15 protein-coding genes are annotated in these 15,249 nt (G+C 61.7%); 9 read left to right on the top strand and 6 right to left on the bottom strand.

Going from position 1 to position 15,249, the window contains the following annotated elements; translation table 11 throughout:
- Positions 1-14 precede the first annotated feature (14 nt).
- The 4 genes from RGV33_RS31350 to rsd all read left to right on the top strand — a co-directional run bounded on the left by RGV33_RS31350 (position 15) and on the right by rsd (position 3,804).
- Positions 15-1,133 (top strand): uroporphyrinogen-III C-methyltransferase, encoded by a 1,119-nt coding sequence (locus RGV33_RS31350; protein ID WP_322148302.1) that lies wholly within the window; start codon positions 15-17, stop codon positions 1,131-1,133.
- Positions 1,134-1,138: 5 nt separating this feature from the next.
- A complete protein-coding gene (locus RGV33_RS31345; protein ID WP_322148301.1) occupies positions 1,139-2,380 on the top strand; it encodes a heme biosynthesis protein HemY in 1,242 nt (413 codons plus the stop codon).
- Positions 2,381-2,617: 237 nt separating this feature from the next.
- Positions 2,618-3,139: a disulfide bond formation protein B gene (locus RGV33_RS31340; RefSeq protein ID WP_322148299.1), complete on the top strand. Its 522-nt coding sequence runs from the start codon at positions 2,618-2,620 to the stop codon at positions 3,137-3,139.
- Between the two features lie 206 nt (positions 3,140-3,345).
- Positions 3,346-3,804, top strand: coding sequence for a sigma D regulator (gene rsd / locus RGV33_RS31335; protein WP_169386855.1), 459 nt, complete (start codon positions 3,346-3,348; stop codon positions 3,802-3,804).
- Positions 3,805-3,857: 53 nt separating this feature from the next.
- Here rsd and RGV33_RS31330 read toward each other — a convergent pair whose 3' ends face one another.
- On the bottom strand, positions 3,858-4,523 hold the full coding sequence (locus tag RGV33_RS31330) for an FKBP-type peptidyl-prolyl cis-trans isomerase (protein ID WP_322148298.1): 666 nt from the start codon (positions 4,521-4,523) through the stop codon (positions 3,858-3,860).
- 192 nt (positions 4,524-4,715) lie between these two features.
- On the opposite strand from RGV33_RS31330, the gene RGV33_RS31325 reads away from it, so the two are divergent.
- Entirely contained in the window at positions 4,716-5,945 is a 1,230-nt protein-coding gene (locus RGV33_RS31325; RefSeq protein WP_322148297.1) for an AlgP family protein, read from the top strand.
- Here RGV33_RS31325 and RGV33_RS31320 read toward each other — a convergent pair.
- Entirely contained in the window at positions 5,942-6,403 is a 462-nt protein-coding gene (locus tag RGV33_RS31320; protein WP_322148296.1) for a TIGR02444 family protein, read from the bottom strand. The two genes, RGV33_RS31325 and RGV33_RS31320, sit on opposite strands and share 4 nt — an antisense overlap.
- Positions 6,404-6,453: 50 nt before the next feature.
- Between RGV33_RS31320 and RGV33_RS31315 the strand changes: the two genes are divergently transcribed.
- The 3 genes from RGV33_RS31315 (at position 6,454) to RGV33_RS31305 (ending at position 9,762) form a co-directional block, all read left to right on the top strand.
- Positions 6,454-8,364, top strand: a complete 1,911-nt coding sequence (locus tag RGV33_RS31315; RefSeq protein ID WP_322148294.1) for an ATP-binding cassette domain-containing protein — start codon at positions 6,454-6,456, stop codon at positions 8,362-8,364.
- Positions 8,364-8,927 (top strand): mechanosensitive ion channel family protein, encoded by a 564-nt coding sequence (locus RGV33_RS31310; RefSeq protein ID WP_003208843.1) that lies wholly within the window; start codon positions 8,364-8,366, stop codon positions 8,925-8,927. The genes RGV33_RS31315 and RGV33_RS31310 overlap by 1 nt, the downstream gene beginning before the upstream one ends.
- A 202-nt stretch (positions 8,928-9,129) precedes the next feature.
- Positions 9,130-9,762, top strand: coding sequence for a LysE family transporter (locus RGV33_RS31305; protein WP_003208844.1), 633 nt, complete (start codon positions 9,130-9,132; stop codon positions 9,760-9,762).
- Positions 9,763-9,900: 138 nt separating this feature from the next.
- Here RGV33_RS31305 and RGV33_RS31300 read toward each other — a convergent pair whose 3' ends face one another.
- The 4 genes from RGV33_RS31300 to RGV33_RS31285 are packed head-to-tail and all read right to left on the bottom strand — an operon-like array spanning position 9,901 to position 13,044.
- Complete coding sequence (locus RGV33_RS31300) at positions 9,901-10,644, bottom strand: penicillin-binding protein activator LpoB (protein ID WP_322148291.1); 744 nt, start codon at positions 10,642-10,644, stop codon at positions 9,901-9,903.
- 3 nt (positions 10,645-10,647) lie between these two features.
- Complete coding sequence (lpoB, locus tag RGV33_RS31295; protein WP_322148290.1) at positions 10,648-11,235, bottom strand: penicillin-binding protein activator LpoB; 588 nt, start codon at positions 11,233-11,235, stop codon at positions 10,648-10,650.
- 29 nt (positions 11,236-11,264) lie between these two features.
- Positions 11,265-11,636 carry a YcfL family protein gene (locus RGV33_RS31290; RefSeq protein WP_322148288.1) on the bottom strand — a complete coding sequence of 124 codons (372 nt, stop codon included), beginning with the start codon at positions 11,634-11,636 and terminating at the stop codon, positions 11,265-11,267.
- A gap of 10 nt (positions 11,637-11,646) precedes the next feature.
- On the bottom strand, positions 11,647-13,044 hold the full coding sequence (locus RGV33_RS31285) for a hypothetical protein (protein ID WP_322148286.1): 1,398 nt from the start codon (positions 13,042-13,044) through the stop codon (positions 11,647-11,649).
- 307 nt (positions 13,045-13,351) lie between these two features.
- Here RGV33_RS31285 and RGV33_RS31280 point away from each other — a divergent pair, with 307 nt between their 5' ends.
- The gene (locus RGV33_RS31280; RefSeq protein WP_322148284.1) at positions 13,352-15,247 is read left to right on the top strand and encodes a cytochrome c/FTR1 family iron permease; all 1,896 of its coding nucleotides are present in this window, start codon (positions 13,352-13,354) and stop codon (positions 15,245-15,247) included.
- Positions 15,248-15,249: the final 2 nt, after the last annotated feature.

The following is a 15,249-nucleotide window of genomic DNA, read 5'->3' as shown; positions in this document are numbered from 1 at the left end:
CAAAGGATGGATACGTGAGCGAAACAGCCTTGCCTAAAGATGAAGCTCAACCCGCGCTTGATGCGCCTGTTGAGACACCGGTTACCACCGCCCCGCGCCGTGGCAACGGCCTGGCCATCGTCGCCTTGTTGCTCGGCGCCGCCGGCGTTGCCGCCGGTGGCTGGGGGATCTGGCAGGTCCGCGCACTGCAGGCGAGCAGCCAGCAACAGCTGGGCCAGGTGCAAACCCTGGACGACCAATCCCAGAGCCTCAAGCAGAGCCAGCAGCAGCTGTCGGCACGCCTGGGGCAACTGCCGGGCGCTGAGGAGCTGGAAGAGCGCCGTCGTCTGGTGGCGCAATTGCAGGGCGACCAACAGCGCTTGAGCCAACGCCTGGAAACCGTGCTGGGTGCCAGCCGCCAGGACTGGCGCCTGGCCGAAGCCGAACACCTGATCCGCCTGGCCAGCCTGCGTCTTTCTGCCTTGCAGGACATCAACAGCGCTCAAGCGCTGGTCCAGGGCGCTGACGAAATCCTTCGCGAACAGAGTGACCCGGGCTCCTACGCCGCCCGTGAGCAATTGGCCAAGAGCCTCGCCGCGTTGCGCAGTGTGGAACAACCGGATCGTACCGGGTTGTACCTGCAGCTGGCCGCACTGCGCGATCAGGTTGTGCAACTGGCAGCCATCGCCCCGGAATACCAACTCCCGGAAGCCGCCAGCGAGGGCCGTCCGACTACTGATACGGATAACCGCTGGAGTCAGTGGTGGGAACAGATCTCGCGGTACTTCCGTATCGACTTCAACCCGGATGACAACATTCGTCCGTTGCTGGCAGGGCAAGGTTTGAACCAGGTGCGCCTGGCCCTGAGCCTGGCGCTGGAGCAAGCGCAATGGGCGGCGCTCAACGGTGAGCCGGCAGTGTACGCCCGGTCGCTGGGCGAGGCTCGCAGCGTGTTGCAGGACAACTTCAATCAAGACAACCCGCAAAGCAAAAACATGCTGGCCCGTATTGCCGAGCTTGAGCCCAAGGCCGTCTCGGTGGTGACGCCGGACCTGGCCGCGAGTCTGGCCGCCGTGCAGGCTTACCTTGACCGTCGCCACCTGTCTGCCGAGGAAGCCAAGGCTTCCGCTGGCAAACCGGCGACCCAGGAGTAAAGCCGATGAAGCGTTTCTATGTGATCCTGGTGCTGGCGATTGCGATCGCCTTGGCACTGGCTGTGGGCATTTCGAAACACACCGGTTACGTACTGATTACCTATCCCCATGTGCTGCATTACGAGTCCGGGCTGTGGTCGACGCTGGTGGCGTTGTTTGCCATTGGCCTGGTGATCTACCTGGTCAGGGCGCTCTTGGGCCTGGTGCTGACCTCGGGTGGGGTGGTCAACCCGTGGTCGCGGCGCAATCGCAGCCGGCGGGTTCAGGTCGCCATCGAGCAAGGTCAGATGGACCTCGCCGAAGGGCGCTGGGCCAGTGCCGAGCGTCATCTGCACCGGGCTGCCGAAGCAGAGCGCCAACCATTGCTGTACTACCTCGGCGCGGCCCGCGCGGCCAATGAGCAGGGGCGTTACGAGGAGGCGGACAGCCTGCTGGAGCGCGCGCTTGAGCGTCAGCCCCAGGCCGAGCTGGCGGTGGCCTTGAGTCATGCGCAGTTGCAGATGGACCGTGGCGACACGGACGGTGCCCTGGTTACGTTGCAAGCCATGCATGAGCGCCATCCCCATAACGTCCAGGTGCTGCGCCAACTACAGCGCCTGTATCAGCAACGCGGTGATTGGTCTTCGGTGATCCGGCTGCTGCCGGAACTGCGCAAGGACAAGGTACTGCCGCCTGCGGAGCTGGCCGACCTGGAGCGTCGCGCCTGGGGCGAGAACCTGACCCTGGCCGCCCAGCGTGAAGAGCAAGGCGAAGCGGGCCAGCAATCCCTTGAGCGGGCGTGGCAACAATTGACCTCGGCGCAGCGCCAGGAGCCGCAATTGGTACTGGCTTACGCCGAGCAACTGCGTCAATTGGGCGCGGATGCCAAGGCCGAAGAGGTGCTGCGCACGGCGCTCAAGCGCGAGTACGACAGCCACTTGATCAGGCTCTACGGTTTGCTGCGAGGCAGCGACCCTGCGAAGCAGTTGAAGTTTGCCGAAGGCTGGCTCAAGGACCATCCGGGCGATGCCAGCCTGTTGCTGACACTTGGCCGCCTGTGCCTGCAAAACAGCTTGTGGGGCAAGGCGCGGGACTACCTGGAAAGCAGCTTGCAGGTGCAACGCAACCCCGAAGCATGCGCCGAGCTGGCGCGCCTGCTCGCGCAGCTGGGCGACACCGAGCGCAGCAACCAGTTGTTCCAGGAAGGCCTGGGCCTGCTCGACAAGCGATTGTTGGCCTCACCGCTGCCGGTACCGGCCCGGGTTTGACGTAGGATGCAGCACCGGGGTTGGCTGAGAAATGTCTGCCGGCCAACCCTCCAACGTCGCCCGATAGCTGTAGTTAATACGGCTTGTAGTAAACTCCTACGCAGACGCGCGTTTAATCGCTCATCTTCTGATGGGATATCCCTACGTTCTCGCGGAATCGTCTGCTCCGGCGCGTATTGAAAGGGGTAAGGCCTTTCCTCTACCGTAACTACCTATCTCTTGCGTTGCGGATAAACAATGTCTTTGGCCCCCTCACGCTCCCTGTTCCTCCTGGCGTTTTTGGCCGGTGCGCTGACGCTGGGCGCGTCCTTTTACCTGGAATACGCCGCAGTTTTGCGTCCTTGCTTCCTGTGCCAGGTGCAACGAATTCTTGTGGCTGCCTTCACCCTGATCAATCTGGTGGCGGCGATTCATGGGCCCAGGCGGTCCGGGATCTACTTGTATTGGCTGGCGAGCATGGCCTGTGCGGTGCTCGGCGCCACTACGGCAATACGTCAGGTGCTGCTGCAAAATACGCCGCCGGAACAGTTGCCCGCTTGTTGGCCCGGCCTTCAGCCCATGATCGAGAGCCTGTCGTTGCGGGAGGCGTTGGCGCTGATCTTCAAGGGCTCCGTCGACTGCGTCGAAATCAACTGGACGCTGTTCGACTTGAGTATTCCCGAGTGGAGCCTGCTGTTCTTCGTGGCCATGCTGATCCTTGGCATAGCGCAGTTCTCGAGGTTGCTGTTAAGCCAGCGTTTTGGCCTTGCACGGCACTGACAGGTGCCCGCAGGTTGTAGGAAGGGATTAAACACTTGTATGAACTTTCTCTCCTGCGTAACTTGATGCCATAGTCGTGCGGGCATAATCTGGCCCGCACGCGTTATTGAAACAGACTGTTCGATGCACCTTTGCCCGGTTGCCGCTTTAACCTTGAAGTGTTGCGCGGGCAGCAGGCGGCACCCCTATAGGGAAGAGAGATCATCATGCTGGAAAGTTGTCAGAATGCTCAGGAACGCTGGGGTGGGGTGCATAAACTGATCGATGGTTGGTTGAAGGCGCGTCACGAACTGGTTCGGGCCTTTGATGCTCTCGGTGCAAAGCCCGAAGCATTAGGGGAGAACCGCAAGCCGTTGCAGGAGTTCTGTGGCGTATTGGTTGATTACGTTTCGGCGGGGCACTTTGGTGTCTACGAGCAGTTGACCAAGGAGGCCGAGGCCTTCGACGATCAGCGTGGCCTGGACTTGGCCGAGACGATTTACCCACGCATCGACGTCATCACCGAGAAGCTGCTGGCCTTCAACGACCTGTGTGATGCCGGCAAGTGTGTTGCAGAAAAATTCAAAGAGTTGGGTGGCTTGCTGCATGAGCGGTTCGAGCTGGAAGACTGCCTGATCGAAGTGCTGCACAATGCCCACAAGGAAGAGTTGACGGCTAAAGCCTGACTCGCCGCAACATACAAAAACGGTGCGCATTGCGCACCGTTTTTCGTTTGGGTTCAGGCGCCCGCGCCGAGCAATTCGATCTCAAATACCAGTGGCGTGTAAGGCGGGATCAACTCGCCGGCGCCATCAGCGCCATAGGCTTGGTTGGATGGAATCACCAGTCGCCATTTTGCGCCTACCGGCATCTGTTGCAACGCGCTTCGCCAGCCACTGATCACGCTGTCCAGGCGAAACCACTGGGGCTGTGTGCTCTTGTCGAAGACCGTCCCGTCGGGTAGCTGCCCAACGTAATTCACTTGTACGCGATCATCGGCCGCAGGCTTTTTCCCGCTACCGGGGGCCAGCTCGGTCAACAAGATTCCGTCTGCCAATTCGCGCACCCCACTTTTGGATTTCTCGGTGGCTAAAAATTGTTGCTCGGCCGCGAGCGCCTTTTCACTTTGTGGTGCTCGATTGTCTGGTGCGTTCTGCGCCTCGTGCTGGGCAAGGACCTGTTCGATGCGCGTGTCGTCCAGGGCCAGTGGCTTGCCTTGGTAGGCCTGTTTGAGGCCGTCGATCAGTGCCTCGATCTGCAGGGCAGGCATCTCCTGGCGCAGGCGTTCACCCAGGCTCGCGCCCAGGCTGTAGGCCAGGTCGTGGTCATCTTTGGAGGGGGACTTCTCGCTCGCATTGGCCACTGACAGCACCACGCTCAACACTAAAAAAACGTAACGCGACATGGGCGTTCTCCAGCCGAAAGTGCGATGGATTATGCCAGTGTGAATGCTTAAAAAGTGGCGAGGTTTTTCGTTATATCGATAAGAATTTTCGTGTGGTGCAACGCAAGCCAATCGATACTGTCAACATGCCCTAGCGGCGGTAAGAGCAGAGGGCTAGTATGAGCCGCACCCACGTCAGCCAGGAGGTAAACCATGTCGGCCAAACAGAAGCCTGTAAATACCCCGTTGCATTTGCTCCAACAACTTTCGGGCAGCCTGCTCGAACATTTGGAAAGCGCCTGTTCACAAGCCTTGGCTGATGCTGAGAAGTTGCTCGCCAAGCTTGAAAAGCAACGCGGCAAAGCTCAGGAAAAACTGCACAAGTCCCGTACCAAACTGCAAGGCGCAGCGACCGCTGGCAAAGCCAAGGCACAAGCCAAGGCCAAGGACGCCGTTAAAGAACTTGAGGACTTGCTCGATGCCCTCAAGGATCGTCAATCCGAAACCCGCACCTATATTTCCCAACTCAAGCGTGATGCTTCCGAGAGCCTGAAACTGGCTCAGGGCATTGGCCGTGTGAAGGAAGCTGTAGGCAAAGCACTGAGCACCCGTGCACCGGCTAAAGCCGTTGCAGCCAGCGCGGCGAAAAAGCCAGCCAGCAAAGCAGTCGCTGCCAAGGCACCTGCAAAAGCTGCGGCCAAGCCTGCGGCAAAAGCACCGGCTAAACCGGCTGCCAAACCTGCTGCAAAAAAAGTAGCTGCCAGCGCTGCCAAACCAGCGGCTAAAACCGCTGCTGCAAAACCAGCTGCCAAGCCAGCCGCTAAAACTGCTGCTGCAAAACCAGCCGCCAAGCCAGCTGCTAAAACTGCTGCTGCAAAACCGGCCGCCAAGCCAGCTGCTAAAACTGCTGCTGCAAAACCGGTCGCCAAGCCAGCTGCTAAAACTACTGCTGCAAAACCGGTCGCCAAGCCAGCCGCTAAAACTGCTGCTGCAAAACCGGCCGCCAAGCCAGCCGCTAAAACTGCTGCTGCAAAACCAGCTGCCAAGCCAGCCGCTAAACCAGCTGCTGCAAAACCAGCCGTCAAGCCAGCTACTAAAACTGCTGCTGCAAAACCAGCTGCCAAGCCAGCCGCTAAAACTGCTGCTGCAAAACCAGCTGCCAAGCCAGCTGCTGCAAAACCAGCTGCTGCAAAACCAGCTGCCAAGCCAGCCGCTAAACCAGCTGCTGCGAAACCAGTTGCCAAGCCAGCCGCTAAACCTGCTGCCGCAAAACCGGCCGCTACCAAACCAGCCGCCAAGCCTGCACCGGCCAAGCCAGCTACTTCAGCTGCAAAGCCTGCGACCCCAGCCGCACCGGCTGCCAGCACCGCAGCGCCAACCGCACCGGCCAGCAGCACGGCTGCACCGGCAGCACCAAGCGTCACCCCAACCAGCGCTTCCTAAGTGCCGGTGACTGCGGCGCGCAGTTGATGCAGCGCGTCGTGGTCAAGGTTGGCGGCTCCGGTCGCCAGTCCTTCAAGCCATGCTTGATTGTTCACCTCGGCCATCGGCCAACCCTGCGCCACGTCTTCCAGGCGCGATAACAACAGCCGTTCGGCTTCCAGCTCCAGCGCCTTGACCCTTTCCCGTAACGCTCCCAGTTCAGCATCGTGTTGCGCCGTAGCCCGCCATTGCATGCGGATTTTGCGCAGCGGTTCAACCACGTCGGCCTGCCACGGGCCGCAGGCGTCTTGCAGTGCCTGCACACGCGACGGCTGCGGCGCCACACCGCGCTGCTCCAGCCACAGCCCGCACAACAACAGGCACACATCAGCCCCTTGCGCCTGCAAGCGCAGGCACGCGTCCTCGGCGCCTGGGCGGGCGTAGGTCGAGAGGGCAAAGCTCCACAGGTCAGCGCACATATTCACACCCAAGCCAGCGGGCAACGAAGCTGGTAGACTCCGCCGCCATTATGATCCGACTTCAAAGCCTAACATTACAGCGTGGCCCGCAACGTCTTCTTGAAGACGCCGAGCTGACCCTGCACGCCGGTCACAAAGCCGGCCTGATCGGTGCCAACGGCGCCGGCAAATCCACGTTGTTTGCCCTGTTGCTGGGTGAGCTGACGCCTGACTCCGGGGATTGCCTGCTGCCGGCCGACTGGCGCATCGCCCATATGCGCCAGGAGATCGACACCCTCGACCGCATTGCGATCGACTACGTGCTCGATGGCGACCTGCGCCTGCGCCAGGTGCAACACGACCTCGCCGAGGCCGAGAACGCCCAGGACGGTGCCGCACAGGCCCGCCTGCACTCGGAACTGGACAGCGCCGACGGCTACACCGCCGATGCCCGCGCCCGCAAGATGCTCGCCGGCCTTGGCTTTACCAACGAACAGATGGATCGCCCGGTTGCCGACTTCTCCGGCGGCTGGCGCATGCGCCTTAACCTGGCGCAGGCGCTGATGTGCCCCTCTGACCTGTTGCTGCTCGATGAACCGACCAACCACTTGGACCTCGATGCGATCCTGTGGCTGGAAGACTTCCTGAAGGCCTACCCGGGCACCCTGCTGCTGATTTCCCACGACCGGGATTTCCTCGATGCCGTAGTGGACAACATTGCCCACGTCGACCAGAAGAAAATCACCCTGTACCGCGGTGGCTACAGCGCCTTCGAGCGCGCCCGTGCCGAACGCCTGGCCCAGCAACAGCAGGCCTACGAGAAGCAACAGGCGCAACGCGCGCACATGGAAAGCTACATCGCCCGGTTCAAGGCCCAGGCCACCAAGGCCCGTCAGGCCCAAAGCCGGATCAAGGCCCTGGAGCGCATGGAAGAACTGTCGGCGGCCCACGTCGACTCACCGTTCGACTTTGTGTTTCGCGAGTCGGTGAAAATCTCCAGCCCGCTGCTGGACCTGTCCGATGCCCGCCTGGGTTATGGCGACAAGACCATCCTCCAGAAGGTCAAGTTGCAGCTCACCCCCGGCGCGCGGATCGGCTTGCTTGGCCCCAACGGCGCGGGCAAGTCGACACTGATCAAGAACCTTTCGGGCGAACTGCAGCCCCTGGCCGGTCGCCTGGTGCGCGGTGAGAACCTGGTGGTGGGCTACTTCGCCCAGCACCAGTTGGACTCCCTCGACGCCAAGGCCAGCCCGTTGCTGCACCTGCAACGCCTGGCACCGACCGAACGCGAGCAGACCCTGCGCGACTTCCTCGGTGGTTTCGACTTCCGTGGTGCGCGCATCGACGAGCCGGTGCTGAATTTCTCCGGTGGCGAAAAGGCCCGCCTGGCCCTGGCGTTGATCGCCTGGGACCGGCCCAACCTGTTGCTGCTCGACGAACCGACCAACCACCTCGACCTGGAAATGCGCCTGGCGCTGACCATGGCCCTGCAGGAATTCAGCGGTGCGGTGTTGGTGGTGTCTCACGATCGCCACTTGCTCAAGAGCACCACCGATAACTTCCTGCTGGTGGCTGACGGCAAGGTCGAGGAGTTCGACGGCGACCTGGAAGACTACGCCCGTTGGCTGTCTGACTACCGCCTGCGCAACGCGCCGGTCAGCAACACGCCGGTCAACCCGGACAAGACCGACAAGAAGGCCCAGCGCCAGGCCGCGGCGGCATTGCGTCAGCAACTGGCCCCGCACAAGCGTGAAGCCGACAAGCTGGAAGCCGAACTGGGCAAGATCCACGAGAAGCTGGCGAAGATCGAAACCAGCCTTGGCGACAGCGCCGTGTACGAGCCGGCCCGCAAGGATGAATTGCGCGACCTGTTGGCCGAACAGGCCAAGCTCAAGGTGCGTGAAGCCCAGTTGGAGGAGACCTGGATGGAAGCCCTCGAACTGCTGGAATCCTTGCAAGCGGAGCTGGAGGCGCTGTCCTGATGGAAGCGTTGCAACTGCCGCTGCCAGCGCAATGGATCGCGCCGATCTGGGTCGCCGTACAAATTCTGCTGATCCTGCTGGCCGGCTACTTCGCCCAGCGTTTCGTCGCCAAATGCCTGAACCGCCTGGGGGAACGTTACCCGTTCCCGCCGCAGTTGCTGATGCCGCTGCGCGGCGGCCTGCGCTGGCTGATCATGGGCAGTGCGCTGATATTCGTGCTGGAGCGCCTGGGCGTGTCCGCCACGGTGCTGTGGACGGCGCTGTCGGGCTTTGTGGCGGTGGCGGCGGTGGCGTTTTTTGCCATGTGGTCGGTGTTGTCGAACTTGCTGTGCGCGATCCTGATCTTCACCGTGGGGCCGTTCCGCCTTGGCGATGTGGTCGAGCTGGTGGACACCGTCGACAAACCCGGGGTCAAAGGCCGGGTGGTGGCGATCAACCTGCTCTACACCACGCTGATCGAAGTGGAAGAGGCCGGCACGGGCAGCGTTATGGTGCAAGTGCCCAACAGCCTGTTCTTCCAGCGCTCGGTGCGCCGTTGGCGCGGCAGTGACGTGCTGCCTTAACCTGTGGCGAGGGAGCTTGCTCCCGCTGGGCTGCATAGCAGGCCCAAAAAAGCCGGGAGCGCTACGCACTCCAGCGGGAGCAAGCTCCCTCGCCACAGCAAGCTCCCTCACCACAAAGGCGCAGCCTAAAATTTTTGTAGCCATTTCTCGGCCGGCAGCGTTAGTTTAGAAACATTCAGCAAACTAAGCTCTGAGGTGTGGAATGGCGCTCGACACATGGCTGGCCTTTTTCCTGGCCAGTTGGATCATCAGTCTCTCTCCTGGCGCTGGCGCCATTGCGTCGATGTCCAGCGGCCTGCAATACGGGTTCTTGCGCGGCTACTGGAATGCCTTGGGCTTGCAACTGGGCCTGGCAATGCAAATCGCTGTTGTCGCCGGCGGCCTGGGCGCGATTCTCGCGGCATCCTCCACGGCGTTCTACGCGATCAAATGGTTTGGCGTGGCGTACCTGGTGTACCTGGCGATCAAGCAATGGCGCGCACTGCCTACCGACCTTAGCGATGACGCGGCGATTCGCCCGATCGGCAAGCCGATGGCGATGATGTTCCGCGGGTTCCTGGTCAACGCCAGCAACCCCAAGGCGTTGGTCTTCATGCTGGCGGTACTGCCGCAGTTCGTGAACCCACAGGCCCCGCTGCTGAACCAATACCTGATCCTGGGCGCGACAATGATCTGCGTGGACATGATCGTGATGGCCGGCTACACCGGGCTGGCCTCGAAAGTGTTGCGCCTGTTGCGCACACCGAAGCAGCAGAAGCGCATGAACCGCACGTTTGCTGGCTTGTTCGTTGGGGCGGCGGGGTTCCTGGCCAGCTTGCATCGCGCAACGGCGTAACTGACGGAACCGGATCAAAAATGTGGGAGCTGGCTTGCCTGCGATAGCATCACCCTGGTGTAACTGATACACCGAGGCGTCTGCATCGCAGGCAAGCCAGCTCCCACATTTGTTTTGTGTTGCCCGTGCGTTTGGTGATCAGCGCAGGATCTTCGGCGCTTCATCCCGTGGCAGGTTATTGCGCAACGCAGGCTGCCCCGGGCGGTCCTGATAACCCCCGCCAAGTTGCTCGGCCAATTGCCGCGCAACATCCTCGCCCAGCGCCTTCGACACTTCCCGCACCACGCGAGGCCGGTTCAGGCTCACGCGCACATCGCGGTTGTTCACAAGCTTGGTGTCCTGGCCTTCGCCCATGGCGGTAAACGCCGAGGTGATTTCAAAGGTGCGGGTGTTGATCAGGCTGAAATCCGCCACCAGCGTCAGGCCCAACACCGCGGAATAACTGTTGGTGTGGTCCAGCGCATTCACGTCCTGGGTAAAGTCGATGTCCGACAAGGTGCCGAACAGCACGTAGTCCGCACCCTTGAAATTACCGGCCTTGATCCGCTTGATCACGTCATACACATCGCCCTTGGCGTCAGCGGTGTAAGGCGTGCCCTGCACCAGTTGGAACTGCCGCGACTTGAGGATTTCACCCTTGATGTCGCCGCTGAACTTGCGCAGCTCGGTTTGCTCGATGTAGCTGGTACGGCTCTCGTATTCGCTGTAGCTCGACCCGCCGCTGGCGTTGTAGGCGTTGGCCTGGAAGTTGTTGCTGGCCGCGACCTGGTGGATGTACTCCTCCACCCGGGCCTCGTAGGCCAGGTCGGTCACTGCGATCTTCGGTGCGGCCGAGGCGCCAAAGGCGCACAGCAGGCCGATCATGCCGATCCATGCACGCATTGTTCAGCGCTCCGTGGTCTTGCGGATTTCTTTTTCGTCCATCCATTCGGCCAGGCCGCTTTCGACGTCGACCAGTTGCAGGCTGAATTTGTAGAACACGTCCTTGTAGTCCGAGCTGCGCTTGACGATGGAACTGATGGAGCCTTCAAGGCGGTACTTGGCGGCGACCATGTTGCCGGTCTTGCTGACGGTCGACTTCTTGTACAGGCCGCTCTGGTTCTGCAACTTCAGCTGGTCGACCTGGCTTTGCATGTCGGTGTTGTCGCTGGCGAAGCGGGCGGTGCCGGTCTTCATCAGTTGGGTCTTGATCGAGGTGGTGATCTCGCGGGTATCGATGTACTCGCTGGTCTTGTTCTTCACCTCATACACCTGGACCACCGGGCGGCCCTGGAGGATGCCGGACTGGGCCAGGGAGCGGGTCATGGTTTCGGCGATCATCTGCAGGTCAGTGGAGCCGAACTCGTTGGTCACCAGTTCCACGGCCTTCGTGTCGCCATAGCTGATGTTTTTACCGCCCAGTACCGGCGAAGTGTTGGCGCAGCCGCTGGCCAGGACGGCCAGCACGGCGAGGAGCGAAAAGCGTGCAAACATGGGGGAATCTCTCAAAAAGGCTGGACGGCTCAAGGGGTTTTGACTTCAAGGCGGAAGTCGGCGGCCTGGGGCAGGTTGGCGATGGCCGGCAGGAAGGTTGCCTGGTTCGCGTAGAGGTTCAGTACCTTCCAGGTCTCCTCATCGCCCACCGGGAAGCCGTCGGCGCCCAGCCAGGCGAAGCGGTAATACATCATCTGGTTGCTGCTGGTGATGTTGCTCAATTGCACCTTGGCGGTCAGAAAGCCGTTCTCGCGGGCCACCCGGATGGCACCGACGGCGACGCCCTTGAACTTGCCCATCACCACGACTTTGCTCGCGGCGCTGCCGGGCTCCGGCGGTGGCGGGGTGGCGCAGCCGGCCAGCAGGATCAGCGCCAGGGCGCCGAGGATGAAATGACGCATAGCGTGCTCCTTAAGGTTGTTTGAGAGTGGCGATGGCTTGCGGTGGGTTGCTTCGCACCACGTGGGCCGCAAGACCGCCGGCGAATACCTGGTTGCCAACCACCCGCAGGGTGATCACCTGGTAGCGCTGGTCGGCCTTGACCGTTACCAGCGTGCCGCCCAGCGCGTTGGGCAGGCTGACCTGGTGCTCGCCGTGCTTGAGGCGCAGGCGTGTCACCTGGGTCATGTCTGGCAGGGTGCGCCAGGTGCGGGTGTCGGCGCCTTCGGTGACGGCCGAGGCGATGCCGAGTACCAGGCCCGCCATCGGGCTGGTTTTGTTCAGGTTGTTCTGGGTAATACCGCGAGTGACCGCGCGCACGGTGGTGCGCAGGATGATCCCCGGCATGTCATCACGCAGGGCGCGGCGGGACATGGCGGTAGTGCTATTCAGGGCAGTGAGATTTTGCTGTTGGCCGTCGACACCGATCTGGGCGAAGGTCGCGGTGGAGGTGTCGGGCTTGATCACCGGGAACGACAGCGGGGTGATCACCAGATGGCCGTCGATGGGGATCGGCAGGGGCAGGCGAATCGAGTCGCGGGCTGGCGCCAGGCCGCTTTGCACCACGATCAGCACGTCGGTCTCGTCGGCGCCGACCCTGGACTTATCCAGGTCGAGCAGGGCCTGCTCCAGCAGCGGAGTGTTGGGGCGCAGTTCGGCGGCCTTGCGATAGCCTGGCGCGGCCAGGTCTTTTTCGCCCAGGGCTTCGTAGACGAAACCGGCCAGGTAATGGCTGAACGCGCTCTGGTAGCTGTTCTTCAGGCCCACCACCTCCGGTGCATTGAGGCTTTCGACCGGGTAGCCACGCAGGTCTTTGAACTGGGTCTCGATGCCTTGGCGCTCGGCTTCGTTTTCGCGCTTGAGGTATTCCTTGTCCCGCAGGTCGGCGATCACCGCTTCGCGCTCGTGGGTCTTCTTGATCTCGGTACGGGCACCGTCGAAATCATTCAGCGCCAGCAGGTTCAGGGCCATTTGCGTGGTGAGCATGACTTTTTCGTAGTCGTAGCCTTCATAGCGGCGGACCTTGTCATTGACCAGAAAGGCGCCGAACTGCGCGAGGTACTTGTCGGTGTCGAACTTGACCGACTCTTCCCATTTGTAGACTTGCAGGTCGGCACTGCGCCAGGCGTTCTGGCTGCCAGTCAGGTCGCCTTTGGCGCGCAGCAACTCACCTTTTTCGAAGTAGTAGAGCAGGTCCTTGTCGTCGCCGGTGTTGTTCTTCTCCAGCAGGGTCAGCGCGCCGTCGACATTGCCGGTGGCCAACTGCTGATTGGTGGCTTGCAACTCGGTGTCGTAGCTGCGAAACATCGAACAACCGGACAGCGCGGTGACTGCCACGAGCGCGAGCGAGGTAAAGGCGCGAGATGCCATCGAGGAGCTTCTTCCCTGAACGTAATCGGCCGAATGTGCTGGCTGGGCCGAATCACCAATGGCAGGAATAGGTTGCGGTCCTGTCAATTCCTCATAAAAAGAGGAGCATAAATGCCAATTCGCGATAACGAAGGCGCGGCATTATAAGCTGCATTGCTGGCAAAACAATGGCCTTTTGGTTCCATTTTTTAGAGGTGGTGCCACTATCCAGGCCTTGGGATTCCCTGCGCCAAATCACTAACGCCTTGAGTCAAAACCCTTAAGGTTTGACAATGTGTTACTTCGTATTTCCCTTTGAGATTCATTCATGATTGCCCCGTCCCGTTTTCTTGCCTGGCTGGTGCTGCCGGCGTTGATGTCGTGCAGCTTCAACCTGCTGGCCGCCACAGCCGAGGGTGCGCCTCAAGCCTTGCATTTGCTGGACTACATCGGCGCGGACTATCCACCGACGGTGAAGGCGGGCAACGTCATTGATGATTCGGAATATCGCGAACAGGTGGAGTTTCTCGGGGTTCTGCAAGGCTTGGTGGCGGAACTACCGGAAAAACCCGAGCGCGCCGAGTTGATAACGGGCGTGGATGAACTGCTGGCAGCCGTGACGGCCCATCAGGATGGGGTGGCAGTTGCGCACCAGGCCCGGCAATTGGGCGCCCGGCTGGCGGTGGCCTATGAGGTCAGCCAGGCCCCGGCCATTACGCCCGACCCAACCCGTGGCGCGCCGCTATACGCCCAGAACTGCTCGGTGTGCCACGGCGCCACCGGCGCCGGCGATGGCCCCGCAGGCGTCGGCATGACCCCGCCGCCCGCCAACCTGCGGGACGCTACTCGCCTGGACCGCCTGAGCCTCTATGCGATCTACAACACCCTTGGGCTGGGCGTCGAAGGCACCGACATGCCGTCTTTCGCCGATCAACTGGACGACCGTCAGCGTTGGGACCTGGCCACCTACATCGCCGGCTTCACCGCCGACCCGGCTGCGGCAAAAAGCGAAAAGTCCTTCAACCTCGCCGACCTCGCGCGCCAGACCCCCAACGAAGTGCTGGCCGCCGAAGGCCCGGACGCCGTCGCGACCTTCCGTGCCCAGCGCGCCCAACCGCCACAGGTCAAGCGTGGCCCGGCGCAGTTGCTCGATTACACCGCCGCAACCCTGGACAAAAGCCTCGCCGCCTTGCGCAATAACGAACACGAGCAAGCCTATGACCTCTCGGTAGCGGCTTACCTGGAGGGTTTCGAGCTGGTCGAAAGCTCCCTCGACAACGTTGACGCCAACGTGCGCAAAAACACCGAAAAGGCCCTGATGGCCTACCGGCAGTCGTTGCAGGACGGCTTGCCGATCGAACAAGTGCAGCAGCGCCTGGACGTGGCCAAGGGCAAGCTCACCGAGTCGGCCGGCCTGCTGGGCAGCGATGGCTTGAGCTGGTCTTTGAGCTACATCTCTGGCTTGTTGATCCTGCTGCGCGAAGGCCTGGAAGCGATCCTGGTGCTGGCGGCGATCCTCGCGTTCCTGCGTAACACCGGGCAGCAATCGGCGGTGCGCAGTGTCAACGCCGGCTGGGGCCTGGCGCTGTTGGCGGGCTTGGCTACCTGGGCGTTGGCAGCTTATGTGATCGATGTGAGCGGCGCCCAGCGCGAATTGCTCGAAGGCTGCACCGCGCTGTTTGCCAGCGTAATGGTGCTGTGGCTCGGGGTGTGGATGCACGACCGTCGCCACGCCGCGGCCTGGCAGGACTACATCAAGAGCAGCCTGGTGGGCGGTGGCGGGCGCTTCGGCTTTGCAATGCTGGCGTTCTTCTCGGTGTACCGCGAGCTGTTCGAAGTGATCCTGTTCTACGAAACCCTGTGGCTGCAGGCAGGTCCCGCCGGGCACAACGCGGTTTTGGCCGGTGGCGCCACGGCGCTGGTGCTGTTGGTGGGCCTGGCCTGGGTGATTCTGCGGGGCTCGGCGAAACTGCCGCTGGCGCTGTTCTTCGGTATCAATGCCGCACTGCTGTGTGCGCTGTCGGTGGTGTTCGCCGGGCATGGCGTCAAGGCGTTGCAGGAAGCCGGGATCTTCGGCACCCGGCCGGTGGTGTTCTTTGACTTCGACTGGCTGGGCATTCACGCCGATGCGTATTCGTTGAGCGCCCAAGCTGTGGCAATCCTGGCAATTGTGGTGCTGTACGGCCGCAGCCGGCTGGCAGAAAAGCGCCGGGTGGTGGCATAGCC

Source organism: Pseudomonas sp. Bout1 (assembly GCF_034314165.1).
GTDB lineage: Bacteria > Pseudomonadota > Gammaproteobacteria > Pseudomonadales > Pseudomonadaceae > Aquipseudomonas.
The sequence above is the reverse complement of the archived record's forward strand: the minus strand, read 5'-3'. Positions and strand labels throughout refer to the sequence as shown.